Raw genomic sequence first — 25,196 nt, 5'->3', positions numbered from 1 at the left:
CGATCCCGCCCGCGCCGACGAAGTCGGCGCCATCAACACTGTTCTGGCAGCGTGATCCCATGCGTAGCTACTATCTCCCTCCTGCCGTCCCCGTCGCCGCACTCGTCCTCATGCCGTTCTTGCCGTTCGTCAACTCGTCCGGCCTCTGGCTGGGCTTGCCGAAGATGATGGTCTGGGGCGCCTTCTGGTGTCTCATGTTCACCCCGGCTCTGCTGCTGTCCGAACGGCTGATGTCCCGCAGCGGACAGGAGGATTGACGATGATCCTCGCTTTCACTCTCGTCGGCATCGTGCTGATCGGCGTGCTGGGCTTCGTCGGCCGTCGCCGTCCTGCCGCGGATCTCGCGGAGTGGACCGTCGGCGGCCGGAAGTTCGGCGCGCTCACCATGTGGTTTTTGCAGGCCGGGGAGGTTTTCACGACCTTCACCTTCCTCGGCATGGCCGGGTTGGCGTTCTCCGGCGGCGTGGCCGCGATGTACGCGCTGCCGTATGTGCCGATCGCTTACGTGGTCTTGTTTTTCCTGGCCAAGCGGATTTGGCGGATGGGCAAGGAGCGCGGCTATCTGACCCAGGGCGACTTCCTCGAAGACCGGTTCTCGAGCCGCGCGCTCGGCACGGTGTCGGCGATCCTCGGCGTCGTGTTCGTGCTGCCGTATCTGCAGTTGCAGATCACCGGGCTCGGGCTGATCGTCCGGCTCGTGACCGGCGACCACGCGTCCGGCACGCTCAGCATGATCGCGGGCAGCGTCCTGGTGGTCGCGTTCGTGTTGTGGGCCGGGCTGCGCGGCGTGGCGGCGACGTCGTATTTCAAGGACGCGATCATGCTCGTCGTCCTGGTGGTGCTGATCGTCGCGGTGCCCGCGCATTTCGCCGGCGGCGTGTCGGGCGTGTTCCACAAGATCGACCAATTGCATCCGGAGAAGCTGTTCGTGCACGCCGGGGCCAATGACCACACGTGGTTCATCACGAGCATGCTGGTGAGCGCGATCGGCGTCGGGCTGATGACGCTGCCGCACACCTGGCCGGCGCTGATGTCCGCGCGCGATCCGAAGGTGCTGCGCCGCAACTACACTTGGATGCCGGTGTACGAGCTGTGCCTGCTGCTGCCGATGATCATCGGTTTCGCGGCGATTCTGGTGGTGCCGAAGGGAAGCGACCCGAACGGCGTGCTGTTGACGCTGAGCAAGGACGCGCTGCCGGGCTGGGTCACCGGTCTGGTGGTCGTCGCCGCGACGGCCACCGCGATGGTGCCCGCGGCGGGGATCCTGATCGGCATTTCCTCTTTGGTGGCCCGCAACATCACCCGGGTGCGCAGCGAACGCAAGCAGTTCTGGATCAATCACGGGACGGTCGTGCTGGCCAGCGCGCTCGCCCTGGTGCTCGGCATCTACCGGCCGGACCTGCTGGCGAACCTGCTGCTGCTCACCTATTCCGGGTCGGTGCAGCTGGCCCCGGCGAACCTGCTGGGCTTCCTGAAGAAGGTCCCGGTGGGCAAAGTCCCGGTGTTCGCCGGGCTGCTGGCGGGCGAGGTCGTGGTGATCTGGCTGACCTTTGTGGACACCAAGCTCGTCGGGACGGTGAACGTCGGGCTGGTCGGGCTGGCGGTCAACGTGGTCGTGCTCGCGATCGCGGCGGCCGTCGAACGGGCCGCGACCCGGTCCGGAGACATTGTGGAGACAGGAGAACCGGTATGACGCGGACCCTTTTCGCCGGCGGCACGGTGTTCGACGGGACGGGCAGCCCGCCCGCGCCGGCGGACGTCGCGGTCGAGGACGGCCGGATCGTCGCGGTCGGCGCCGGCCTCGACGGCGACCGCGCGGTGGACTGCACCGGCGCGATGCTGCTGCCCGGGATGTTCGACTGCCATGTGCACGTCACGGTGTCGGATCTCGGGTTGCTGCAGCGGGTGCAGAAGCCGTTCTCGTACCAGTTCTACGAGGCGGCGCGGAACCTGTGGACCACGCTGAAGCTCGGCATCACCACGGTGCGCGACGCCGCCGGGGCCGACCTCGGCATCAAGCAGGCGGTCGCGGACGGCCTGATTCCCGGGCCGCGCCTGGAAATCGCGATCGGCCTGATCAGTCCGACCGGCGGGCACGGCGACGGCTGGATGCCGTCCGGGCATTGCGTTCCGCTGTCGCTCCCGCATCCCGGCCGCCCGAGCGCGCTGGCCGACGGACCGGACGAGATGCGCCGGGTCGCGCGCACTCTGTTGCGGGCCGGGGCCGACGTGCTGAAGGTCTGCACCACCGGCGGGGTGCTGTCGCCGCGGGACGATCCTCGGCATTCGCAGTTCACGCTTGAGGAATTGGACGTCCTGGTCGCCGAAGCGACCATGCAAGGGCGTGCGGTGATGGCCCACGCACAGGGCTCGGAGGGGATCAAGAACGCCGTCCGCGCCGGGATCCGGTCGATCGAACACGGCATCTACCTCGACGACGAGGCGATCGAACTGATGCTCGCGCGCGGCACGTGGCTGGTCCCGACGCTGGTGGCGCCGGTGAACGTCATCCGCGCGGCGGCCGCGGGCGCGGCGTTGCCGGATGCGGTGGTGCAGAAGGCGAAAGAGGTCGCGGAGGTGCATCTGGATTCGGTGCGCCGGGCGGTCGCGGCCGGGGTCCGGATCGCGATGGGCACCGACAGCGGCGTCGGCCCGCACGGGACCAACCTCGAAGAGTTGGAGCTGATGCGCTCGGCCGGGATGAGTCCCGCGGACGTGCTGGTCGCCGCCACTTCGTCGGCCGCCCAGCTGCTGGGCAAGGACGCCGAACTGGGCAGGCTGGCTCCGGGGTACCGCGCGGACCTCGTGGTCGTTTCGGGCGATATCTACGATTTCCCGGCTTTGGCGGGGAACGTTCGGGAAGTGTGGCAGGACGGAGCGCGCGCGGTTTGAGGTGGCGGTTTCATGATCACGGCATACTGTGCGCCGTGATCATGAAAACCGAGGAACGCCACGCGTCCTGGCTCGAACTCTTCTTCGACCTGGTCGCGGTCGCCGGCGTCGCCCAGCTTTCGCATCTCGTGCGCGGAACGACCTCCTGGAGCGACGCCGGCCTCTACGTCGTGTGCTTCCTCGCGTTCTGGACCGCGTGGATGTGCTTCACCGTGTACGGCAACGTCACCGGTTCGGCGGCGCGCACCATGCCGCTGCTGCTCGCGATGGCCGGGCTGGTCTTCATGGCGGGTTCGGTGCATGACATCGGCGAGCACGCGCAGGGCTTCGCCATCGCTTACGTCGCGGTGCGCGGGCTCGCGAGCCGGGTGTGGGAAGGCCAGGGAAGCACGCGGATCATCGTCGAATGGCCGATCGTGCACGCCGGGATGGGCGTGGTGCCGTGGTTTGTCTCGTTCTGGGTCGACGCGCCTTGGAAGTACGCGCTGTGGGCGCTGGGACTGGGGATCGACCTGGTGGCCGGGCTGACCATGTCGGGGGAGCAGCTCGCGGCCAAGGTGGCGGAACGGGCGACCCAGTCGAAGCGGCCGGCGCCGGGGCTGGCCTTCGCGCACTTGGATATCGCGCATTTCGGCGAGCGGCTGGGCCTGTTCACGATCATCGTGCTGGGCGAGGGCGTGCTGACGGTCACCGACGCGATGACGGAGATCCCGGACTGGGACTGGTCGTTGCTCTCGACTGTTCTCGGGGTGCTGGCGCTGCTGGCGGCTTTGTGGGGAGCGGCGCTGTTCCAGGGGTTCGGCGGGATCCCGTATTTGTCCCAGACCGCTTGGGGGCCGCGGGTTTTGCTGCCGGTGCACTGCCTGGTGGCGGGGTTGCTGGCCGCGTCGGCGGCGGGTTTCGGGGACGCGGTGGAGTCTGTCGCGCACGGCCACGTCGCCGCCGGGACGCGGTGGTTGCTGTGCGGGTGCGTCGCGGCGTTCACCGTGGTGGGCGCGGTCGCGCGGGTGGCTTCCGGGACGTGGAAACGGTGGGATTTCGTCGGCGTGCTCGCCGGATGGGGAATTCCGGCCGTCCTCGGCGCGGTGGGCGGGGGCCTGACTCCGGCGCGGTTCTTGTGGCTGCTGCTGTTGGCTATCGTCCCGAGCTTGGTGCGGGAGTTTCCGCGGCGGAAGCGGGTTGCCGCTGCCGGTTCCGCTGCGTGAGGGGCTCTTTGCCGCCGCACAGTTCTCAGGCGTTGGCGAGAAGATCCTTCAGCGCGGCAGCGAATTTGGCCGGATTCCGTTGCGGCGCCAGGTGCGCGCCCGGCGTCTCGGTGAACGGCAGTCCCAGCTCGAGGGCGAGGATTTTGGCGGGCTGGTAGTGATACCAGCCGCGGCTGGCCTCCCCGGCGACCGGCACGATCTCGGTGTTCGTGCGGCGCAGCGCGCGCAAGTCCGGGAGATAGTCGAAGAACTCGGTCAGCTCGCGGTCGAACAGCCGGAGCCAGTCGCTTTCGTTCGGCAGCCGCAGATGCGGCAGGTCCGGCAGCGCGGCACCAGCGATGCCGTCCGCGAACCGCGTGACCGCACCCATCAGATCACCCGAACGGGCCAACCGGACCTGCGCCGCCGCGGCCTCCAGAATCCCCGCGGCGTCCGGCATCAGCTGGATCGCCGGCGGTTCGTGCGCGACGAACGTCGTCACCCGGTCCGGATACCGCGCGACGAGATCCAGCCCGATCAGCGCGCCGGCACTGGTCCCGAACATCGAAACCGGCCCGCTCCCGGCGACGTGGTCGAGAACGGCGAGCGCGTCGTCCGCCTGCAGCGGCACCGGAACCGGCCCGGTCGTGGTGTCGGTGCTGGCGAAATGCCCGCGACGGTCGTAGGTGATCACGGTGAAGTCGGTGCGCACAAGCTTGACCAGCGCCCGGAACGAGTCCGCCGCGCCGGTCCCGCCGGGGACCAGCAGCAGGTGCGGCCCCTCGCCGGTCGTGCGGACGGCCAGTTCGCCGCCCTCGACCGGACAGCGATGCTCGGCAGTCTCCGCATCTTCCGCGATCATGCCGAGAGTCAAGCACAACCAGGGTCACCCGATCGCTTCCGGGACGCCGGTTTTTGTCGGTGGGGGGTGCGAGACTCCGGAGATGACGAGTTGGGATGAGTTCAGTGCCGCCGTCCCGTCGCTGGCCTCGCGCGTACGAGCCCGTTTCGATGCCGCGGATTCGCACGTCCTGGCGACCCTCCGAAGCGACGGTTCGCCGCGGGTGAGCGGTTCGGAGATCGACTTCCGGGACGGCGAGGCCTACCTCGGGTCGATGCTCGACGCGCTGAAGGCCCGCGACCTCCGGCGCGACGATCGCTTCGCCCTGCACGCCTACCCCGGCATCGAGGAAGGCGGCGACGCGAAAATCGCCGGCCGCGCGGTGGAGATCACCGACCCGGCGGAGGTAGCGCGGATCCAGGAGGGACAGGAGAGCCACCTGTTCCGGCTGGACCTGCGGGAGGCCGTGGTGACGTGGGTGGAGGACAACACGCTGTGGATCGAATCGTGGCACCCGGGGAGCTGGGTGCGCTTCGCGAGGCCGGACAACGGTCCCGCGGTGCGGACGGAGCTGGAGCTGGGGTGAAGGGGAGGGGACGGAGGGCTTGAGGAGGTCGGCTGGTTGAGGGGTGGTTGGCCCGCTGGTGTGGCGGGGCGAGCGGATCGAGGTGAGGCGGCCTGGGCGCATTGGTGGTGAGGCGGTCGAGGCAAGGCGGTCAGGTCGCGTGGCTGGGGCTGGCTTGTCGAGCCAATTGGCCGCGCGTCGCGGCGGCGCACGCCGATCGAGGCGAACTGGCCGCGAGAAGCGGTGAGCGCCAACGACAGGGAACGAGCCGGTCGAAGCTCTAACCTGGGCTGATGAAACTCACGTCCACCGTGCTCGACGCGCCCGAACCGCGGGCGCTGGCCGAGTTCTACCGGGAGCTGCTCGGGTGGCCGATCGGCGCTGACGAGCCGGACTGGGTCACCTTGCGTCCGCCCGGAGGCGGGCCGGGGCTGTCGTTTCAGCTGGAGGCGCGGTACGTGCCGCCCGTGTGGCCGGCCGGCGCCGGGCAGCAGCAGATGCAGCTGCACCTCGACTTCGAGGTCGACGGCCGCGGCGCATTGGAAGCCGCGGTCGCGAAGGCGGTCGCTGCGGGGGCGCAAATGGCGGAATTTCAGCCGCAGCGGGACGTGCGGGTGCTGCTGGACCCGGCCGGGCATCCGTTCTGCTTCTGGACTGACGACCGGCCCTGACCCGGCTGACAAGCGGGTCAGCGACGGCTCGAGAACGTCCGGGCGATCACGTGGATACGCCGCGCGCGACAGCGGCAGCATCGATCCCGGCCGGTTCTGCCCGCGAGAGTTTCCCTGCCACCGCAAAGTTGACGCGGGACCCACCACAGCAAGAGCTGGCCCGGATCCACGACCCGGGCCAGCAGCTCACATCCGTTCCAAAATCGTCGCCGTAGCCATCGCGCCGCCAGCGCACATCGACACCAGGGCCGTCGTCTTGTCCTGGCGTTCCAGTTCATGCAACGCCGTCGTCAACAGCCGCGCGCCGGTGCTTCCTACCGGGTGTCCGAGGGCGATCGCGCCGCCGTTGACATTCACTCGCGACTCGTCCGGATTGTGCATGCGCTGCCACGAAAGCACGACCGACGCGAACGCCTCGTTCACCTCGAACAGGTCCACGTCGCCGATCTTCATCCCGGCCGCGTCCAAAACCCGCGCAGTGGCTTGAACAGGACCGTCCAGGTGGTAGTACGGCTCCGCTCCGACCAAGGCCTGCCGCCGGATCCGGGCGCGCGGGCGCAGGCCCAGCGAGCGGGCCAACGAAGCGTCCATGATCAGCACCGCGGCGGCGCCGTCGGAGATTTGGGACGACGAGCCTGCCGTGTGGATTCCGTCCGGCACCACCGGCTTCAACCGGGCCAGACCCTCCATTGTGGTCTCTCGCAGTCCCTGATCCCGGTCCACCACACCGGCTTCCGTCGTCACCGGCACGATCTCCCGGGAGAAATGCCCGGCCGCCCAGGCCGCCGCGGCATTGGCCTGGGAGCGCACCCCGAAGGCGTCGACGTCTTCGCGCGTGATGCCTCGCCGGGCCGCGATCCGTTCTGCCGCACCGTATTGGTCCGGCATGTCGATCGACCACGCGTCCGGTTTGGGGGAGCCGACGCCCTCTCCGCGGTTCGCGCCGAGCGGCACGCGGCTCATCGCCTCGGCCCCGCATGCCACGCCCACGCTGATCGCGTCCGCCGCGATCAGGCCGGCGACCAGATGCGCGGCCTGCTGCGCCGAACCGCATTGCGCGTCGATCGTCGTGGCCCCGGTCGATTCCGGCAGGCCCGCGTGCAGCCACGCGGTGCGGGTCAGGTTGCCGCACTGCTCGCCCGCCTGCGTGACCGCTCCGCCGATCACCTGCTCCACCTGGGCCGGGTCGATGCCTGCCCGGTCGACCACCCCGCGCACGGCCGCGCCCAGCAGTTCGGCCGCGTGCAGGCCGGACAGCCAGCCGCCGCGCTTGCCGATCGGCGTGCGTGCCGCCGCCACGATCACCGGTTCGCCCACGAGTGTCCCCTTTCCGAGCTCCGTACCCCGCAAAACTAGAACACGTTCCTATTCAACACAAGCAAGCCCACGAAAAAGCGGAAGTCGATCACTGGATCCTGAGCAAGCGCTCACCTGCGCCAACCGGATCTGGAACGGTAAAGTAAACAGGTTTCACTCAAGCGGGTTCCGTTGGTTAACACCGTATGCTCTACTGGGGTCATAGAACGCGTTGCAGTTGGGTATCACCGCCGATCCCGCGCAGGAGGCCAAGCCGTGGCAGCCCCGCTTTTGCCCGCCGGTTTCGACTTCACCGATCCGGACCTCTACGCCAGCCGGCTGCCCCTGGAGGAGTTCGCCGAACTCCGCCGCACGGCGCCCGTCTGGTGGAACCCGCAGCCGCACAACACCGCCGGATTCGGCGACGACGGCTACTGGGTCGTCACGCGACACGCCGACGTCAAGGCGGTCTCGCGCGACAGCGAGCTCTATTCGTCAGGCGAGAAGACCGCGATCATCCGGTTCGACGACCAGATGACCCAGGAAGGCCTCGACGCCAACCGGCTGGTCCTGCTGAACATGGACGCGCCGCAGCACACCAAGCTCCGCCGCATCGTGTCGAAGGGGTTCACCCCGCGCTCGATCTCGAAGCTCGAGGACACCTTGCGCGACCGCGCCGAGCGAATCGTCCACGAGGCCAAGAAAAAGGGCTCGGGCGACTTCGTCATCGACGTCGCGTGCGAGCTGCCGCTGCAGGCGATCGCCGAGCTGATCGGCGTGCCGCAGGAGGACCGGCTCAAGATCTTCGACTGGTCCAACCAGATGATCGCCTACGACGACCCCGAGTACGACGTCGAGCCGCTCGCCGCCTCCGCCGAGATCGTCGGCTACGCCTGGAACATGGCCGAGGACCGCCGCCGCTGCCCGATGGACGACATCGTCACGAAGCTCGTCCAGGCCGACGTCGACGGCGAATCGCTCGGCTCCGACGAGTTCGCCTTCTTCGTGATCCTGCTGGCCGTCGCGGGCAACGAGACCACCCGCAACGCCATCACGCACGGCATGAAGGCGTTCCTCGACCACCCGGAGCAGTGGGACCTCTTCAAGGAAAAGCGCCCGAAGACCGCGCCGGACGAGATCGTCCGCTGGGCGACGCCGGTCGTCGCGTTCCAGCGCACCGCGACCCGCGACACCGAACTGGGCGGCGCGCGGATCCGCAAGGGCGACCGCGTCGGGATGTTCTACAGCTCGGCCAACTTCGACCCCGAGGTCTTCGACGATCCCGGCAAGTTCGACATCATGCGCGAGGACAACCAGCACGTCGGCTTCGGCGGCACCGGTTCGCACTACTGCATCGGCGCGAACCTGGCCCGGCTGGAGATCGACCTGATCTTCAACGCGATCGCCGACGTGATGCCGAACATCGCCGAGGCGGCCGCGCCCGAGCGGCTGCGTTCCAGCTGGCTCAACGGGATCAAGCACTACCAGGTCCGCTACGCCTGAGCAGACTGAACAGGCGAAACGCCCGGGTGACGCACCTGATCGGCAAGGAGCACGGCGCACCGGCATGATGGCCCCGTGCGCACGATGGTAGACGCGGAATTCGGCGTCCGGGTGACGAAACCCGGCCTCGCCGCGATCTCGGTCGCCGCCGTGCGCGCGGACGCCGGTGAACTCACCGTGTCCGACGCCGGTTCCGCACGCACCGCCGAGTTCGAACACGGCACGCGCGCGGAGGTGTACGACCTAGCCGAGGGCGAGCATCGCGTGGCCTATCACGGCGAACGCGTGCTGCACCGCGGCAGCGCCGAACCGGTCACGCTCGCCGACGTCGCGCGCTATACGCGGCCCAGCCGGTACTGCCCGTCCGACCGGATGGGCGGGCTCCTTCCGCTGGGCATCGGCGATCTCGCCACTGCGCGCGAGCGGGTGCAGGCGATCGTCGAGCACGTGAACCGCAGGCTCGCGTACGTCGTCGGCTCCGGCGGCCCCACTCACGACGCCATCGACACGCTCCTCGCCGGCGAAGGCGTGTGCCGCGACTTCGCCCATGTATGCGTCGCGCTCTGCCGAATCGTGGACGTCCCCGCGCGCTACACGTCGGTGTACGCGCCGGGCTTGCAGCCGATGGATTTTCACGCGGTCTTCGAAGCGGGCATCGACGGCCGCTGGTACGTCTTCGACGCCACCCGGCTGGCCCCGCGCCAGACCATGCTCCGCATCGCGACCGGACGCGACGCCGCCGACACCCCGTTCCTCGCGACCCTGGGCTGCGAACTCGACTTCCTCGGCGCGACCGTCTTCGCCACGACCGACGGGCCGCTGCCGCGTGACGACGGGCACGCCCCGGTCGTACTGGCCTGAATGCGTGTCTTTTGCGACAAACAGCGCGTCCGCTGGGTAGACAGTGACAGTGAAGCGTTCCCGCAAGACCCCTGGGCCGAGCAGATGGGCCCGCGCGCGTGCCCGGTATCGATGGCTGGACCACATCGCTCGCGCCACCAACCGGTACATCGACTACGGCGGCTACCACTACGTCGCGTCGATCACCTACTTCAGCCTGCTGTCGCTGGTGCCGATCCTGATGCTGTCGTCGTCGGCGGCCGGGTTCGTCCTGGCGACGCAACCGCACCTGCTCGACGCGCTGGTGCGCGGCATCTCCGGCTCGCTGCCCGGCCCGATCGGCGAGCAGGTGTCGTCGATCCTGACGAAGTTCGTGGACCAGCGCACCGGCGTCGGGGTCGCCGGTCTGGTCGTGGGCCTGTACTCCGGCTGGAACTGGATGAACGCACTGCGGGACGCGCTCACAGCGATGTACGGCCAGAACCGGTCCGAGGGGCCGCTGCTGCGCACCATCCTGATGGACGTGCTCGCGCTGCTCGGCTTGGCCGCCGCGCTGCTGGTGTCGTTCGGGATCTCCGCGTCCGGCACCGCGGTCGGCCGCTCGCTGCTGAGCCTGGTCGGTGTCGAGGACACGAGCTGGGGCCACACCGTGCTGTCGTTCGTTTCGGTGCCGCTGGCGCTGCTGGCCGACTGGATGGTGTTCCTGTGGGTTCTCACCCGGCTGCCGCGCGAACGCGTCGGCTGGCGCAGCGCGATGCGCGGCGCGGTGGCGGCGGCAGTGGGATTCGAGCTGCTCAAACAGGCTGGCGGGTTCTACCTCAACTTGATCAGCGTGTCGCCGTCCGGAGTCGCGTTCGGTTCGGTGATCGGTCTGCTGTTCTTCATCTCGCTGATCGCGCGGATGCTCGTGTACATCACCGCCTGGACCGCCACCGCTCGCGACGCGCCGCGCAAACCGATCCAGCCTCCGGCCGCGACGCAGCTGCGCCCGATCATCGCGCCCAAGCAGCACAGTGCGCGAGCTGCTGTGCTGGGCGCGATGGTCGGGGCGCTAGGGACACTCTTCGCGTTGCGAGGCCGACGAAAAGACTAGGGCTTTTCCGATCCGACGACCCACATGCTGAAGTACTGCGAGCCGCCGCCGTAGGCGTGTCCTAATGCGACTCGGGCACCGTCCACTTGGTAATCCCCAGCGCGGCCCATCACCTGCTTCGCTGCCTCGGAAAACCGCAGCATCCCGGACGCGCCAATGGGATTCGACGACAGCACGCCGCCAGAAGCGTTCACCGGCAGCCGTCCGCCGATCGCGGTGTCCCCGGCTTCGGTGATCTTCCAGCCTTCGCCTTCGGCAGCGAAGCCGAGATTCTCCAGCCACATCGGCTCGAACCAGGAGAACGGCACGTAGATCTCCGCGACGTCCACTTCGGACAGCGGATCGGTGATGCCCGCGTCGCGCCACAACGCGGCAGCCGCGTCTCGACCGGCTTGCGGGCTGACCTGGTCGCGTCCGGCGAACGTCGTGGGCTCGGTCCGCATCGCGGTCGCGTGGATCCAGGCCGCGCCGCCGGGCACGGCGTCTCCGGCGGCTTCATCGCCGAGCACCATCGCGCAAGCGCCGTCGGAGGACGGACACGTTTCGTCGTACCGAATCGGATCCCACAGCATCTGCGACGCCTGCACCGACTCGACCGTGATGTCGGACTGTTGCAAGTGCGCGAACGGATTCAGCGCGCCATTGCGTCGATCCTTCGCCGCCACGATCGCCCCGATGTGTTCGGGCGCACCGGAACGGCGGATGTAAGACCGCACGTGCGGCGCGAAATACCCGCCGGCTCCAGCTCCGACCGGCATCTGGAACGGCGGCAGGATCGACAGGCCCCACATCGCGTTCGATTCGGACTGCTTCTCGAACGCCACCGTCAGCACGCGCCGGTGCACTCCGGACTGGACCAGCGAAGCGGCGACCAGTGCGGTCGAGCCGCCGACCGAACCCGCGGTGTGGACGCGAATCAGCGGCTTTCCGTTCGCGCCCAACGCGTCCGCGAGGAACAGTTCGGGCATCATGACGCCCTCGAACAGGTCCGGCGCCTTGCCGATCACGACGGCTTCGATGTCGTCCCAGCCGACCTGGGCGTCCGCCATCGCGCGGTCGATCGCTTCGCGGAGCAGACCGGCCATCGACACGTCGGTGCGCTTCGCGCGGTGGTGCGTCTGCCCGGTCCCGAGCACCGCAGCGAGCTGCTTGGTCATCGTGCCTCCAGCACGGCGAGGAGGTTCTGCTGCAGGGCGGGTCCGCTGGTCGCGTGGGCGAGCGTCTTGGCCGCCTCGCCGCGATGGATCCGCGTGGCGGCCTCGCCGATCCGCGCGAGACCGGCGGAGAACATCGGATTCCCGGTGAGCGCGCCGCCGGACGGATTGATCCGTACGTTGTCGTCGAAACCAAGTTCGCGGCGGAGGATGAGTTCCTGATGTGTGAACGGCGCGTGCAGTTCGGCCAGCTCGACGCCGTCGAGATCCAGCCGATCTGCGGCGATGGCGGTGGACGGGGAGCGTGTGAGGTCGCGCGCGCCCAGCACGGGGGAGTCGATGCGGTGCTCCAGCCCGGAGATGATCGCGGGCCGCTCCACGAGGTCGCGGGCTCGTTCCTCCGACGCCAGGATGATCACCGACGCGCCATCGGTTACCGGCGCGATGTCATGCGCACGAAGGGGATCGGCGACATACGGGGTGTCGAGCAGATCAGCGACGTCCACGGTTCCGGACAGCTGCGCGGCCGGATTGTTCGCCGCATCCGCGCGAGACCGGGCGGCGACTTCGGCGAGGTCCTTTTCGGACCACAGCCCGCCTTCGAGGCCCAGCCGGGCTTGCAGGCCGGCAATCGCCAGCGAGTCCGGCCACAGTGGAGTGACGAGGTACGGGTCCAGCTGCATCGCCATGACGCGGCGGAGCTGTCCGGCGCTGGCTTTGCCGAAGCCGTACACGAGCGCGGTGTCGACCTCGCCGGTGCGGATCTTCAGCCACGCCTCGTACAGCGCCCACGCGGCGTCCATTTCCACATGGGACTCGTTGATCGGCGGGAACGCACCCAGCGCGTCGACCGCGGCGATGAACGAAAACGCGCGTCCGGCAAGGTAATCCGACGAACCGGAGCACCAGAATCCGATGTCTTGTTTGGACAGTCCGGTGGCGGCGAAGGCCTCGGCGAGGATCGGCACGAGCATTTCCACGCCGTTGGTGGTGCCCTCGGTCTTGCGGACGTTGGGCGCCTGCGCGAAACCGGCTACGGCTACTTCAGGCATGGTTCCTCACAGGTGGTGGGCGAAAGTCTCGTACGCGGCGTCCGGCTCGCCGGTGGGTTCGAAGTGGCTGATGTTCTCCAGCGACGTCCACCATTCCTCGCGCGGCCGCCAGTTGGCGCGCACGCGCATGCCCATCCGGACTTCCTCGGCGGCACAGCCGAGCACGAGGTGGAGGAAGGCGATGTCGGCCCCGTCGAGCAGGATGTACGCCGCGACGTACGGCGGTTTGAGACGCTGGCCGAGGAACGGCACGTTGACGATGCAGAAGGTCGTGACGATGCCGGTGTCGGGCAGTTCCACCTCGTCGGTGGTCGGCACGCCGTCCACCGGGCACGCGCCGCGCGGCGGGATGTAGACCTTGCCGCATTCCGGGCAGCGCTGGCCGAGCATCCGTCCTTCGGCGAGGCCGCGCAGGTACCGGCTTTCCTCCGGCGACGCGGAATGCTGGTACTTCAGGTGCACCGGCGTGATGATCACGCTGACCGGCGCGCCTTCCTCGCGTTTCGCCACCGGCGGCGGAGTCTCGGTGGGCGTGGTGTCCGGTGCGCCGGAGGGCAGGAAGTACGCGATGTCGCGGATGTGGCCGACGGTCTCGTCCGCCCACCGCACGCGCACGCGCTGTCCGATGTGGACATTGTCCGGGGAACCGGCGTCGAGCGCGTGCAGCAGACTGGTGTCCGCGCCGTCGAGTTTCACCAGCACCCAGGCGAACGGACGCGACAGCGGCTGGCCGTCGAGCGGATCCGCGCACCAGGACCAGGAAACGACAACGCCTTCCGCGCTCACCGGGACGAACTCCGTCAACGGGTCCGCGGTGGCCGGGTCGTACTCGACCGGCGGCACGTGCACGCGTCCGTCGCTGCCGCGCACGCCCTCGATCCGGCGTTCGCGCAGCGCGTTGACGAAGCGGCCGAGCACCGGGCCGGTGGAACGGGTGTAGTCGAAGCCGACGTTGAGCGGCGCCGACAGAGGGGCATCCGAAACCGTCACAGCTCCGAGTGAAACACGTTCTCGAATCCGAGGCAAGGAACCTGTTGTGTCTAGGTGGAACGCGTTCTAGATTTGGGAGATGGACCTGGGACTGTGGACCATCGCCGCGGCCGAGCCCGCCCGGGTGGCGCTGGTGGATCCGGACGGGCGGGAAATCTCCTACGGCGAGCTGACGGCGAAAGCCAACCGGTACGCCTCTGGCTTGCGAGAGCTGGGCTTGGGCGTCGGCGATTCGGTGGTGCTGTTGCTGCCGAACGGCGACGACCTGGTCGCGGCGTACTTCGCGGCGATCCAGACCGGGCTGTACGTGGTGGTGGTGAACTGGCATCTGGTCGGGCCGGAAGTCGCGTACATCCTCTCCGACAGCGGGGCGAAGGCGTTCCTGGCGCATGAGCGGTTCGCCGACGTCGCGGTGGCTGCGGCTGATGAGGCCGGGCTGCCTGCTTCGGCGCGGTTCGCTGTCGGTGCGGTGCCTGGCTTCCGTCGAGCCGAGGAATTGGGCGCCGGGCTCGGGGACGGGCGGCCGGACGAGCGGACTGCCGGGTCGCCGATGCTCTACACGTCCGGTACGACCGGGCGGCCCAAGGGCGTCAAGCGGCCGTTGACCGGGGCTGATCCGGATCAGGTGCCTGCTGCTTCGACGTGGTTCTTCGGGGTGTTCGGGCTGCGGCCGTTCGACGATCACGTGCATTTGTGCGGGTCGCCGCTGTATCACACGGCGGTGCTGAATTTTGTGGCTATTTCGCTGCAGTTGGGGCATACCGCGGTGCTGATGGACCGGTGGGATGCAGAGGAGATGCTGCGGTTGATCGAACGGCATCGGGTTACGCACAGCCACATGGTGCCGACGCAGTTCCGTCGGTTGCTGGGCTTGCCGGACGACGTGCGCGCGAAATATGACCACAGTTCACTGCGGGTGATGATTCACGGGGCGGCGCCTTGTCCGCTTGAGGTGAAGCGGCAGATGCTCGACTGGTGGGGTCCCGTCGTCACCGAGTACTACGCGGCGACTGAGGGCGGCGGAACGGTGATCAACGGCGAGGACTGGCTGCGCAAGCCTGGTTCTGTCGGGCTGCCTTGGCCGGGGTCGACGATTCGGATTCTTGACGACGCCGGGGAAGAGGTGCCGACGGGCGAGACCGGCGCGGTGTACATGAAGATGGGCGACTCCAAGTTCGAGTATCACCGGGACAAGGCCAAGACGGAGAAGGCCCGGGTCGGGGACTTGTTCACGCTCGGCGACGTCGGGCATCTCGACGAGGACGGGTATCTGTTCCTGCATGACCGCAAGGCGGACATGATCATTTCCGGCGGGGTGAATATTTATCCGGCGGAGATCGAGGGTGAGCTGGTGATGCATCCGAAGGTCGCGGATGTGGCTGTGTTCGGGGTGCCGCATGAGGATTGGGGCGAGGAGATCAAGGCGGTGGTGCAGCCTGCGGACGGGGTTTCGGGGTCTGCGGAGTTGACTGCCGAGTTGCTCGCGTATGCGGAGACTCGGTTGGCTCGGTTCAAGTTGCCTCGCTCGGTGGATTACTTGCCGGAGTTGCCTCGGGATCCCAATGGGAAGCTTTACAAGCGGAAGTTGCGGGATCAGTACGTGTCGTGAGGTGGGGGCCCACCACCCCTCAGCCTGATGGTGACTACGGGCGGCGGGTGCTTGTCAAGGCGGGAAAGATGCCTTGACAAGCACCCGCCGCCCGTGTTTTTGGCTTCGTATCGGGGTTGTGGGGGTCTGGGTGCCCCCGTGTGCGGCTTGGGTGGGTGTGCTGAGGTCCGTGAAGGGCTCCTTGAGGGAATTAGATTCCCTCAAGGAGCCCTTCACGGACAGTGGTCAGCGGCCTTGGAAGTTTGGCTTGCGTTTTTCGGTGAAGGCTTTGGGGCCTTCCTTCGCGTCTGCGGAGGCGAAGACTTCGATGCCGTACTTGGCGTCGAGTTTGAAGGCTTCCTCCTCGTGCATGCCTTCGGTGTCGCGGATGGTCTTGAGGATCGCGCGTATCGCCAGGGGGCCGTTGTCGTTGATCAGGTCAGCGAGTTCTAGCGCGCGAGCCAGCGCTTGACCGTCGGGGACGACGTGGCCCACCAGGCCGATGTCGCGCGCCTCCGCCGCGGTGATGTGCCGGCCGGTGAGGAGGAGGTCGGCGGCGACGGTGTACGGGATTTGCCTGGGCAGCCGCACGGCTGAACCGCCCATCGGGAACAGGCCCCAGCGGGGTTCGGAGACGCCGAACTTCGCGCTTTCCGCGGCCACCCGGATGTCGGTTCCTTGCAAGATCTCCGTGCCGCCTGCGATGGCCGGGCCTTCGACGGCGGCGATGAGCGGCTTGGTGAGACGACGGCCCTTGAGCAAGCCTTCGATGCGGCTCGGGTCGAAGGAGCCGTTCGAGAAAGACTTGTCGGGGGCGTTGCGGGACATGGACTTCAGGTCCGCGCCCGCGCAGAACGCTCCGCCGGCGCCGGTCAGGACGCAGCTGCGCACCTGGTCGTCCGAATCCACTCGGTCCCAGGCCTCGACCATGATCGAAAGCATCTCGCCGGTGAGGGCGTTGCGGGCTTCCGGGCGGTTCATCGTCACCACGAGCGTGTGGCCTTCGAGGCTGACGAGTGCGTGGGGTTCGGCCACCGGGGCCTCCTTAATAACGGGCCGGGGTCATTGCCCAGAACGATAACATGTTCTACTTTGGGTGCGTGGCACTCAACATCGCGGATCTACTCGAGCACGCCGTCGACGCCGTGCCGGAACGCGTCGCGGTCGTGTGCGGCGGACGCCAGGTCACCTTCGCGCAACTGGAGAAGCGCGCGAACCGGCTGGCGCACCATCTGGCCGCGCACGGCGTGGGACCCGGCTCCCACATCGGTGTCTATTCCCGGAACTCCATCGAGGCACTGGAAGCCATGTTCGCCGCGTACAAGCTGCGCGCGATCGCGGTGAACGTGAACTACCGCTACGTCCACGGAGAACTCCGCTATCTGTTCACCAATGCCGACCTGGTGGCGCTGGTGCACGAGCGGCGCTACTCCGACCGGGTGGCGGCGGTGCTTCCGGAAACGCCGAAACTGAAACACGTTGTAGTCGTCGAGGACGGTTCGGGCACGCCGTACGAGACGGGCGTCGAGTACGAGGCGGCGCTCGAGGGCGAGTCGGACGAACGCGACTTCGGCGAGCGCAGCGCCGACGACCTGTACATCCTCTACACCGGCGGCACCACGGGTTATCCCAAGGGTGTGCTGTGGCGGCACGAGGACATCTGGCGCGCGCTCGGCGGCGGCATCAACTTCGTCACCGGCGAGTACGTGCCCGACGAATGGACGCTCAGCGAACAAGGCAAATCCGGTTCGCTCGTGCGCCTGCCGGCCGCGCCGCTGATCCACGGAGCGGCGCAGTGGGCCGCGTTCGGCGCGCTGTTCACCGGCAGCCCGGTGGTATTCGTCCCGCAGTTCGACGCGCACGACGTTTGGCGCGCGGTGCAGGAACACAAGGTGCAGGTGCTGACGATCGTCGGCGACGCGATGGCCCGGCCGCTCGTGGACGCCTACCGCTCCGGTGAGTACGACGCGTCGTCGCTGGTCGCGGTGTCGAGTCACGCGGCGCTGTTCTCGCATTCGGTGAAACAGGAATTCCTGGAGATGCTGCCGAACGTCGTGATCACCGACGCGATCGGTTCGTCGGAGAGCGGGTTTACCGGAATCGGCATGGTGGGCAAGGATTCCGACCATTCCGCGGGCCCGCGCGTGAACTTCGGCAAGGACGCCATCCTGCTGGACGACGACGGCCAAGTGGTCGAACCGAAGCCTGGCGCGATCGGGCTGATCGGCCGCCGCGGCCACGTTCCGCTCGGCTATTACGGCGATCCGGAGAAAACCCGCACCATTTTCACCGAGGTGGACGGCGTCCGTTACGTCGTGCCCGGCGATTACGCGCGCTACGAGGAAGACGGCACGGTTACGTTGCTGGGCCGTGGATCGCAGTGCGTGAACACCGGCGGCGAAAAGGTGTATCCGGAAGAAGTCGAGGGCGCGCTGAAATCGCACCCGGACGTTTTCGACGCCTTGGTCATCGGCATCCCGGACGACCGGCTCGGCCAGCGCGTCGCCGCTGTCGTCCAGCCGCGTCCCGGCGTGCAGCCGGATCTGGCCGCCTTGGAAGCGCATGTGCGGACCGAGGTCGCCGGGTACAAGGTGCCGCGGACGGTGTGGCTGGCCGAGGAAATCGGCCGTTCGCCGAGCGGGAAGCCGGATTATCCGTGGGCCCAGCGGTACGCCGCCGAACACGAACCCGCCTAGGAGGGCGCATGCGCACATCGTTGTGCGACCGGTTCGGCATCGAGGTGCCGATCTTCGGATTCACCCCGTCGGAACACGTCGCGGCGGCGATCAGCCGCGCGGGCGGCATGGGCGTGCTGGGCTGCGTCCGGTTCAACGACGCCGCCGAACTCGACGCGGTGCTGTCCTGGATGGACGAGAACACCGACGGAAAGCCTTACGGCGTCGACATCGTGATGCCGGCGAAGATCCCTTCCGAAGGCACCCAGACCGACCTGAACGAGCTGATCCCGCCGGGGCACCGGGCGTTTGTCGATAAAGTGCTGAAGGACCTCGCGGTCCCGCCCCTGCCCGACGACACCGACGAACGAGCCGGCGTTCTCGGCTGGCTGCACTCCGTCGCCCGGTCCCATGTGGACGTTGCGCTGAACCACCGGATCAGCCTGATCGCCAACGCGCTGGGCTCGCCTCCGACCGACGTCATCACCCGAGCCCACGACGCGGGCGTTCCGGTCGCAGCCCTCGCCGGAAAGGGCTCACACGCGGCTCGGCACGTCGACAACGGCGTGGATCTCGTTGTCGCGCAAGGACATGAAGCAGGCGGCCACACCGGCGAAATCGCGACCATGGTGCTGGTGCCGGAAATCGTCGACGCCGTCGGCGACCGCGCCCCGGTGCTGGCAGCCGGAGGCATCGGCTCCGGCCGCCAGGTCGCCGCCGCGCTGGCCTTGGGCGCTTCGGGCGCGTGGATGGGCTCGTACTGGCTCGCGACGCAGGAATACCTGCAAACGATGCCCGAATCGGAGGCGATGCAGAACGCCTTGGTGGAAGCGACCTCCGCGGACACCGTCCGGACCCGGATCTACACCGGCAAGCCCGCTCGCCTGCTGAGGACCCGCTGGACGGAGGCGTGGGCAGCGCCGGGCGCGCCGGAACCGTTGCCGATGCCGTTGCAGAACCTGCTGGTTTCCCACGCGCACAACCGGATCCACGCCGCAGCGGACCCGTCGGTGGTGTCGATGCCGGTGGGCCAGATCGTCGGCAGGATGAACCGGGTCCGCCCGGTGGCCGAGGTGATGGCGGATCTGGTGCAGGGGTTCGAGGAGACGGTGTCCCGGTTGGACAAGATCCGCTGAGGTTCAGGCGAGGCGCTGCTGGATGAAGAGGGCGGCGCGGTCGAGGGCTTGCCCTGCTTCGTCGAGGGTGTCGGTGAAGGTGTGGAAGACGTGCGGGACGTCGGCGGTGATGTCGAGGATCACGTCGACGTCCGCGTCGCGCGCGCGTTCCGCTAGGCGGACCGAGTCGTCCAGCAGGACTTCGTTCGTGCCGACCTGCAGCAGGATCGGCGGGAACCCGGTCAGGTCGGCGTGGGCCGCCGGGGCGAGCAGCGGCTGGGCGGGATCCGCGCCTGCCAGGTACAGCTCGCCGGTGCGGCCCATGCTTTCCCTGGTGAAGAAGGGGTCGAGGGCTTCCTTAGTCTTCATCGACGCCCCGGTGCGGGTGTGGTCCAGCCCCGGCGAGAACGCGACGATCCCGGCGGGCATCGGCAGCCCCGCGTCGCGGGCGGCCAGAGTCGTGGTCACGGCGAGGCCGCCGCCCGCGGAATCGCCCGCGAAGAGGATCGAGGACGGGTCGTTGTCCTCCAGCAGGCTCCGGTAGGCGGCGAGGCAGTCCTCGATCCCGGCCGGGAACGGGTGCTCGGGCGCTAGCCGGTAGTCGAGCGAGAGCGCGCGGATTCCGGTGCGCAGAACGAGATTCGCCGTCAGCGCCATCGCGGTGTGCGGCGATCCCAGCGAGAACGATCCTCCGTGGAAGTACAGAATCGTGCCCGGCCGCTGTGTGGCCGGCGGTTCGACCAGGACCGCTGGCCGCCCGGCGAGCGTGGCGCTGCTTTGCCGCGGTTCGGCGGGGACGGGAAACCCGCTCATCAACGCGGCGAACCCGGCCCGCATCTGCTCGACCGGCACCGGTCCGGCCCCCTTTGGTACCCGCCGCAGCTGCTCGTCGATCGCGCGGCGCTGTTCCCTGCTCATCTGTGCTCCTGAAGATTCTGCGGAAGTATATTCTGAGGCATGTAATGGTAGACTATATGCCGTGGCAGGTACTTCGGCAAACGAGCAGCTCTTCGACCATCTGGTGCGCTCCGAGACCCGGCTCTACAACGCGGTGGGGGAGCGGCTCAAGGCCGAGCACGGGATCGTCGCTTCGCAGTTCGAGTTCCTGCGGTATCTGGAGCGGCATCCGCAGTCGCGGGTCGCGGACCTGGCGATGAACTTCGCCATCGGCATCGGGGCGACGAGCAAGGGCATCGACCGCCTCGAAGCGCGCGGCTGGGTGCGCCGGGTGCGGAATCCGGACGACCGGCGGTCGTCACTGGTCGAGCTGACCCCTCCAGGCCGGCACCTGGCCGCGGCGGCGGGAGAGACGTTTCGCACGGAGCTCGAGACGCTGGTCGGCTCGGTGCTCGGAGAGGACCAGACCGAGGTGGTCATTGCGGCACTCGCCGCGCTTCGGGGGGCTTTGGAGGAGCGGAACGCGGGACTTCCGGCGGGTTAGCGGGGCTGGCTGACGAGCTGGAGCTGCGGCGCTGGCCCCTGCTTCCCTGGCGTTGGTGGGCGCTGCGCGGGGTCTCTGGCGGGTTAGCGGGGCTGGCTGACGAGCTGGAGGCGCGGTGCTCGCCCTGCTTCGCTGGTGTTGGTGGGGCGGTGCGCGGGGTTTCTGGCGGGTTGGCGGGGTTGTCTGGCGGGCTTGGTGTTGAGGTGCTTGCCGCGCGTGGGGCGGTGTTGCTGGAGCGGAACGCGGGACTTCTGGTGGGTCGGCAGGGCTGTCTGACGATCTGGTGTTGCTGTGGTTGCCCTGCTCCGGGGGTGTTGGTGGGCGGCGCGGGGTTTCCGGCGGTTAACGGGGCTGGCCTTGGTGTTGCGGTGCTTTCCGCGCGTCAGGTGGTGCTCGTGGAGCGGCGCGCGGAGTTTCCGGCGGGCTACCGGAGTGGCTGACGGCTTGGCGTTCTGGCACTGGCCCCGCTTCGGGCGTGCCGGCGGAGCGGGGACCCCGTCCCGGACTTCACCCCGCGCGGCCCGAGACCCGGCGGACCGATGCTCGCGTGCGGCGTGCCCGATCCATCCTCGCGGTTCCCGGCCGCACCGCACCACCGCACCGGAAAACGCCGCACAGGCCGGGTGCGGAACCCCGACGGAGTCCCGCACCCGGCTCGGTGTGCAGTCAGAACGTCAGATCTTCCCGGCCGCCGACGCGATGTCCGAGGCGAACGAGCTCACCTCGGTGTACACGCCGGGTGCGTGCGCCCTGGCGCAGCCGTCGCCCCAGCTGACGATGCCTACCTGGATCCATTCGCCCGCTCCGTCGCGGCGGAACATCGGGCCGCCGGAGTCGCCCTGGCAGGTGTCGACTCCGCCGGTGTCGAGCTTGCCCGCGCACAGTTCCGCGTCCGGCTTCAGGTCGGCGTAGGACCCGCCTTGGGACTGGCACGTCGAGTCGTCCACGAACGGGACCTCGGCCTTCAGCAGGTAGCGCTGCTGCGCCCCGCCTTCCTGGGCCGCGCCCCAGCCGGCGATGGTGAACGTGCCGGAGTTGTTGTCGGCGTTCTTCGCGATCGGCAGGGTCGGGACGCCGCTCACCGGGCTCGCGAGCTTGATCAGCGCCCAGTCGCCGCCGGTGGAGTCGTACGTCGGGGAGCGGTAGACGTAGGTCGAGCGCACCTTCTTGGCGCTCGAACTCTGCAGATCGACCACGCCGAGCGTCGCGGTGATCGACGAGTCCGCTCCGGTGCGGTCGACGCAGTGCGCGGCGGTCAGCACGAGCTGATCGGTGTACAGCGCCCCGCCGCAGCCCATCGAAAGCCGGACCATCCACGGGAATTCCCCTTGGTCGGCGCGAGTCCCGCCAACAACCTGAGGCTCCGCGCCCGGCGACGGCGGCGTCGACGCCATGGCGGGCGTCGCCAGTCCGGCGGCGGCCGCGAGTGCTGCCGCGCCTGCCAGTACTCGCGTGAGCATGCTGAAGTTTCGCTTGTCGGCCAAGGGGATTGTCCTTCCGGTGTCCACTGTGGAGCTTCCGCTCCCTGGGGGCGGGGAGGTGTCGTGCGGTGACGAATCGACTACACCAGAGCGACGGTAAGTGGACAACCAACTTTCTTCGGATCTTTCGGATTCTTCACCGGATCCGGCAGATTTCGGCACCGGAAACCGCGGTAAAAGCGGCTTTGACCTGGGGGTGGATGATTTTCGGAGTAACCGGTCGGGGGCGGAGCGAGGGGGACTTTCGCGCACCGGATACGGCGGCACCGGCTGGAACCCGTGCCAGAGAACAAAAACTCAGCGCGCAACCCTTCGCCGACGCACCAAGTACGCCACCCCTCCGAGCCCCAGCACCAAACACCCGCTGAGCACCGAAGAGAGCGGCAAGCTGAACGCCAGCACCGCACACCCCGCCAGCCCGCCAGCCGCAACCACCTTCGGCGCGGCCCCTTCGTCCCGGCGCAGCGTCAGCGCGGAAGCGTTCGCCACCGCGTAGTACGCGAGCACCGCGAAGGACGAAAATCCAATCGCACCACGCAAATCCGTCGTCGTGGCCAGCACCGCGACCACCACGCCCACCGTCAGCTCAGCCCGGTGCGGCACCGAAAACCGAGGATGCACCGCGGTCAAAAACCGCGGCAGATGCCCGTCCCGCGCCATCGCGAGGGTCGTCCGCGAAACGCCCAGCACCAACGCCAGCAACGACCCCGACGCAGCCACCACCGCACCAACGCGAACCACCGGTGACAGCCACGGCACGGCGGCAGCGAGCGGATCGGGATTCGCTCCGATCCCGTCTGGCCCCAACGTCACCAGCAGCACCACCGCCACCACGGCGTACACCACGAGAGTCAGTCCTAAAGCGAGCGGAATCGCCCGCGGAATCGTACGGGCCGGGTCGCGGACTTCCTCGCCCAGCGTCGCCAGCCGGGCATAGCCGGCGAACGCGAAGAACAGCAATCCGGCCGCTTCGAGCACTCCGCCGCCGTGGAACGGAGTCCATGGGGAAACGTGCGTGCCGGAAAAACCGAAAACCGCGACCAAGGCAAGCACCACGAGAGTGATGCAAACGATCACCCGAGTAGCCAAAGCGGACCGGTGCACGCCCAGGTAATTCACGCCGGTGACCAAGCCGATCACGCCCACTGCGAGCAAGCTCCGCCAAGGCTGCCCGAGCCCGGGAGCGGCATACGCGACAACGGTCAGCGTCATCGCCGCACAGCTCGCCGTTTTCCCGGCGACGAATCCCCAACCCGCTATGTATCCCCAAAATTCACCGAGCCGAGCGCGTCCGTACACATAGGTGCCACCGGATTCCGGATACAGCGCGGCAAGCCGGGCGGAAGAAGTCGCGTTGCAGTAGGCGACTAACGCGGCCACGGCGAGCGCGGGCAGCAATCCCGAACCCGCGGCACGCGCGGCGGGAGCGAACGCGGCGAAAACGCCGGCGCCGATCATCGAACCGAGTCCGATGAATACGGCGTCAGCGAGGCCTAACCGGCGGGCCAACGGCATTGCGGGGGTCCTCCCGTGGGGTCAGTTCGCGAGACAGCGAACCACGCGCCGCGTGTCTGGCATAGGCTCGGGTCTCGTGCCCACGTCTTCGCCGCTGTCCCGCCTGTCCGCCGACGGACCGGTCCGCGACGGCATCCCGGATCACGGCCGAGTGCCGCGCTACTACGCCGTGAAGGTCGAACTGCTGGCCGTCATCGCCGAATTGGGCGAAGGCAGTGCGCTGCCCACGGAACGCGAACTGTGCGAACGGTTCGAGGTGTCCCGCGCGACGGTCCGGCAAGCGGTGGGCGAGCTGGTGCTCGAAGGCAGGCTGTCGCGGAGGCAGGGGAGCGGAACGTACGTCGCCGCGCCGAAGCTGGTCCAGCCGCTCGCGCTCGTCAGCTACACCGAAGGCCTGCGCCGCCAAGGCATCCGGCCCGGTCGCACGCTGATCACGCTCGAACGTCGCGCGGCGGGCACCGGACTGGCCGCCGACCTGCGGATCGAACCGGCCGCCGAGGTGATTCACCTGGAGCGCGTCCTGCTCGCCGACGACGAGCGCGTCGGTCTCGAATCGACCTTCCTCCGCGCCGACAAGTTCCCCACGCTGCCGGAGGATTTCGACCCGGAGCAGTCGCTGTACGCGTTCCTGCGCGACGAACTGGGCGTCGTCTTCGACGGGGCCGAGGAACGCGTGGAGACCGTGCTCGCGACACCCCGCGAAGCGCTGCTCATCGGCACGAACCCGGCTCTGCCGATGCTGTTGATGCACCGCGTGTCGTGGGGTCCGGACGGCGAGCCGTTCGAGCGGGTCCGGTCGCTGTACCGCGGTGACCGGCTGAGTTTCGTCACGCGACTGAGCCGCGTCGAGTAGCTGTCACATCCGGCGTCGCCCCTTCGTTCCCTCTGCGTCGAACGGAGGGACAACCATGGACATCGCACTGTGGATCGCCCAGGCGGCTCTCGCCCTGCTCTTCGCCCTGTCCGGCGTGCTGAAGTCGACGATGTCGCGGCAACGGCTGATCGAGACCGGGCAAACCGGGGTGGCCGCGTATCCGATGCCGGTCGTGCGCTTCGCCGCGATTTGCGAACTCGTCGCGGTGGCCGGCCTGATCCTGCCGAGGCTGACCGGGATCGCCCCGGCGCTCACCGGGTGGGCGGCGATCGGCCTGGCCGTGGTGATGGTCGGCGCGATGGCGGGCCACGCCAGGCTGGCCGTCACCGAGCACCGCCCCGCGGAGTACCGCAACGTCGCGGCGAATGTCGTGATTCTGGCGGTATGCGTGTTCGTCGCGGCGGGCCGACTCTGAAGATAACGGAA

General features: G+C 68.4%; 24 protein-coding genes. 15 read left to right on the top strand and 9 right to left on the bottom strand.

Annotation, left to right across the window (positions count from 1 at the left end; all coding sequences use genetic code 11):
• The first annotated feature begins 59 nt into the window (after positions 1 to 59).
• Genes ABD156_RS06415 through ABD156_RS06400 form a run of 4 tightly spaced genes read left to right on the top strand, consistent with a single transcriptional unit; the run spans position 60 to position 4,097 of the window.
• Positions 60 to 257, top strand: coding sequence for a hypothetical protein (locus tag ABD156_RS06415; protein WP_344267696.1), 198 nt, complete (start codon positions 60 to 62; stop codon positions 255 to 257).
• Positions 258 to 259: 2 nt separating this feature from the next.
• Positions 260 to 1,693 carry a sodium:solute symporter family protein gene (locus ABD156_RS06410; RefSeq protein WP_344267694.1) on the top strand — a complete coding sequence of 478 codons (1,434 nt, stop codon included), beginning with the start codon at positions 260 to 262 and terminating at the stop codon, positions 1,691 to 1,693.
• Positions 1,690 to 2,892 carry a metal-dependent hydrolase family protein gene (locus tag ABD156_RS06405; protein ID WP_344267692.1) on the top strand — a complete coding sequence of 401 codons (1,203 nt, stop codon included), beginning with the start codon at positions 1,690 to 1,692 and terminating at the stop codon, positions 2,890 to 2,892. Before ABD156_RS06410 ends, ABD156_RS06405 begins: the two co-directional genes overlap by 4 nt.
• A gap of 41 nt (positions 2,893 to 2,933) precedes the next feature.
• Entirely contained in the window at positions 2,934 to 4,097 is a 1,164-nt protein-coding gene (locus ABD156_RS06400) for a low temperature requirement protein A (protein WP_344268516.1), read from the top strand.
• Between the two features lie 25 nt (positions 4,098 to 4,122).
• Here the strand turns inward: ABD156_RS06400 and ABD156_RS06395 are convergent, their stop codons facing one another.
• A complete protein-coding gene (locus ABD156_RS06395; RefSeq protein ID WP_344267690.1) occupies positions 4,123 to 4,938 on the bottom strand; it encodes an alpha/beta fold hydrolase in 816 nt (271 codons plus the stop codon).
• Between the two features lie 82 nt (positions 4,939 to 5,020).
• On the opposite strand from ABD156_RS06395, the gene ABD156_RS06390 reads away from it, so the two are divergent.
• Complete coding sequence (locus ABD156_RS06390) at positions 5,021 to 5,503, top strand: pyridoxamine 5'-phosphate oxidase family protein (protein WP_344267688.1); 483 nt, start codon at positions 5,021 to 5,023, stop codon at positions 5,501 to 5,503.
• 272 nt (positions 5,504 to 5,775) lie between these two features.
• Complete coding sequence (locus ABD156_RS06385) at positions 5,776 to 6,153, top strand: VOC family protein (RefSeq protein ID WP_344267685.1); 378 nt, start codon at positions 5,776 to 5,778, stop codon at positions 6,151 to 6,153.
• 186 nt (positions 6,154 to 6,339) lie between these two features.
• On the opposite strand, the gene ABD156_RS06380 is transcribed toward ABD156_RS06385, so the two are convergent.
• Positions 6,340 to 7,470: a steroid 3-ketoacyl-CoA thiolase gene (locus ABD156_RS06380; RefSeq protein WP_344267683.1), complete on the bottom strand. Its 1,131-nt coding sequence runs from the start codon at positions 7,468 to 7,470 to the stop codon at positions 6,340 to 6,342.
• A 255-nt stretch (positions 7,471 to 7,725) separates the two neighbouring features.
• On the opposite strand from ABD156_RS06380, the gene ABD156_RS06375 reads away from it, so the two are divergent.
• The 3 genes from ABD156_RS06375 to ABD156_RS06365 all read left to right on the top strand — a co-directional run bounded on the left by ABD156_RS06375 (position 7,726) and on the right by ABD156_RS06365 (position 10,885).
• The gene (locus tag ABD156_RS06375) at positions 7,726 to 8,952 is read left to right on the top strand and encodes a cytochrome P450 (RefSeq protein ID WP_344267681.1); all 1,227 of its coding nucleotides are present in this window, start codon (positions 7,726 to 7,728) and stop codon (positions 8,950 to 8,952) included.
• Between the two features lie 84 nt (positions 8,953 to 9,036).
• Positions 9,037 to 9,813, top strand: coding sequence for a transglutaminase-like domain-containing protein (locus tag ABD156_RS06370; RefSeq protein WP_377928402.1), 777 nt, complete (start codon positions 9,037 to 9,039; stop codon positions 9,811 to 9,813).
• 43 nt (positions 9,814 to 9,856) lie between these two features.
• Positions 9,857 to 10,885 carry a YhjD/YihY/BrkB family envelope integrity protein gene (locus ABD156_RS06365; RefSeq protein WP_344267677.1) on the top strand — a complete coding sequence of 343 codons (1,029 nt, stop codon included), beginning with the start codon at positions 9,857 to 9,859 and terminating at the stop codon, positions 10,883 to 10,885.
• Here ABD156_RS06365 and ABD156_RS06360 read toward each other — a convergent pair.
• From ABD156_RS06360 to ABD156_RS06350, 3 genes are read right to left on the bottom strand one after another with little or no spacing between them, the layout of a single operon-like run.
• Positions 10,882 to 12,042: a thiolase domain-containing protein gene (locus tag ABD156_RS06360; protein ID WP_344267676.1), complete on the bottom strand. Its 1,161-nt coding sequence runs from the start codon at positions 12,040 to 12,042 to the stop codon at positions 10,882 to 10,884. The two genes, ABD156_RS06365 and ABD156_RS06360, sit on opposite strands and share 4 nt — an antisense overlap.
• On the bottom strand, positions 12,039 to 13,091 hold the full coding sequence (locus ABD156_RS06355; RefSeq protein WP_344267675.1) for a thiolase domain-containing protein: 1,053 nt from the start codon (positions 13,089 to 13,091) through the stop codon (positions 12,039 to 12,041). The genes ABD156_RS06360 and ABD156_RS06355 overlap by 4 nt, the downstream gene beginning before the upstream one ends.
• 6 nt (positions 13,092 to 13,097) lie before the next feature.
• The gene (locus ABD156_RS06350; RefSeq protein WP_344267674.1) at positions 13,098 to 14,081 is read right to left on the bottom strand and encodes a Zn-ribbon domain-containing OB-fold protein; all 984 of its coding nucleotides are present in this window, start codon (positions 14,079 to 14,081) and stop codon (positions 13,098 to 13,100) included.
• Positions 14,082 to 14,160: 79 nt separating this feature from the next.
• Between ABD156_RS06350 and ABD156_RS06345 the strand changes: the two genes are divergently transcribed.
• Entirely contained in the window at positions 14,161 to 15,690 is a 1,530-nt protein-coding gene (locus tag ABD156_RS06345; protein ID WP_344267673.1) for an acyl-CoA synthetase, read from the top strand.
• Positions 15,691 to 15,915: 225 nt separating this feature from the next.
• Here ABD156_RS06345 and ABD156_RS06340 read toward each other — a convergent pair whose 3' ends face one another.
• Positions 15,916 to 16,704 (bottom strand): crotonase/enoyl-CoA hydratase family protein, encoded by a 789-nt coding sequence (locus tag ABD156_RS06340; protein ID WP_344267671.1) that lies wholly within the window; start codon positions 16,702 to 16,704, stop codon positions 15,916 to 15,918.
• Between the two features lie 65 nt (positions 16,705 to 16,769).
• On the opposite strand from ABD156_RS06340, the gene ABD156_RS06335 reads away from it, so the two are divergent.
• Together ABD156_RS06335 and ABD156_RS06330 are read left to right on the top strand one after the other, a co-directional pair.
• On the top strand, positions 16,770 to 18,365 hold the full coding sequence (locus tag ABD156_RS06335; protein ID WP_344267669.1) for an acyl-CoA synthetase: 1,596 nt from the start codon (positions 16,770 to 16,772) through the stop codon (positions 18,363 to 18,365).
• Positions 18,366 to 18,373: 8 nt separating this feature from the next.
• Positions 18,374 to 19,480: an NAD(P)H-dependent flavin oxidoreductase gene (locus ABD156_RS06330; RefSeq protein WP_344267667.1), complete on the top strand. Its 1,107-nt coding sequence runs from the start codon at positions 18,374 to 18,376 to the stop codon at positions 19,478 to 19,480.
• 3 nt (positions 19,481 to 19,483) lie between these two features.
• Here ABD156_RS06330 and ABD156_RS06325 read toward each other — a convergent pair whose 3' ends face one another.
• Positions 19,484 to 20,377: an alpha/beta hydrolase gene (locus ABD156_RS06325; RefSeq protein ID WP_344267665.1), complete on the bottom strand. Its 894-nt coding sequence runs from the start codon at positions 20,375 to 20,377 to the stop codon at positions 19,484 to 19,486.
• 61 nt (positions 20,378 to 20,438) lie between these two features.
• Here ABD156_RS06325 and ABD156_RS06320 point away from each other — a divergent pair, with 61 nt between their 5' ends.
• Complete coding sequence (locus ABD156_RS06320) at positions 20,439 to 20,900, top strand: MarR family winged helix-turn-helix transcriptional regulator (protein WP_344267663.1); 462 nt, start codon at positions 20,439 to 20,441, stop codon at positions 20,898 to 20,900.
• A gap of 674 nt (positions 20,901 to 21,574) precedes the next feature.
• On the opposite strand, the gene ABD156_RS06315 is transcribed toward ABD156_RS06320, so the two are convergent.
• Together ABD156_RS06315 and ABD156_RS06310 are read right to left on the bottom strand one after the other, a co-directional pair.
• On the bottom strand, positions 21,575 to 22,384 hold the full coding sequence (locus ABD156_RS06315; RefSeq protein ID WP_344267661.1) for a S1 family peptidase: 810 nt from the start codon (positions 22,382 to 22,384) through the stop codon (positions 21,575 to 21,577).
• Between the two features lie 294 nt (positions 22,385 to 22,678).
• Entirely contained in the window at positions 22,679 to 23,896 is a 1,218-nt protein-coding gene (locus tag ABD156_RS06310) for an APC family permease (RefSeq protein WP_344267659.1), read from the bottom strand.
• 76 nt (positions 23,897 to 23,972) lie between these two features.
• On the opposite strand from ABD156_RS06310, the gene ABD156_RS06305 reads away from it, so the two are divergent.
• Together ABD156_RS06305 and ABD156_RS06300 are read left to right on the top strand one after the other, a co-directional pair.
• Positions 23,973 to 24,749: a GntR family transcriptional regulator gene (locus tag ABD156_RS06305; protein ID WP_344267657.1), complete on the top strand. Its 777-nt coding sequence runs from the start codon at positions 23,973 to 23,975 to the stop codon at positions 24,747 to 24,749.
• Between the two features lie 55 nt (positions 24,750 to 24,804).
• A complete protein-coding gene (locus ABD156_RS06300; RefSeq protein WP_344267655.1) occupies positions 24,805 to 25,185 on the top strand; it encodes a DoxX family protein in 381 nt (126 codons plus the stop codon).
• The last annotated feature ends 11 nt before the right edge of the window (positions 25,186 to 25,196 follow it).

Origin of the sequence: Amycolatopsis albidoflavus, assembly GCF_039525725.1 — a bacterium.
In the GTDB taxonomy this organism is placed as follows: Bacteria; Actinomycetota; Actinomycetes; order Mycobacteriales; family Pseudonocardiaceae; genus Amycolatopsis; species Amycolatopsis albidoflava.
The sequence above is the reverse complement of the archived record's forward strand: the minus strand, read 5'-3'. Positions and strand labels throughout refer to the sequence as shown.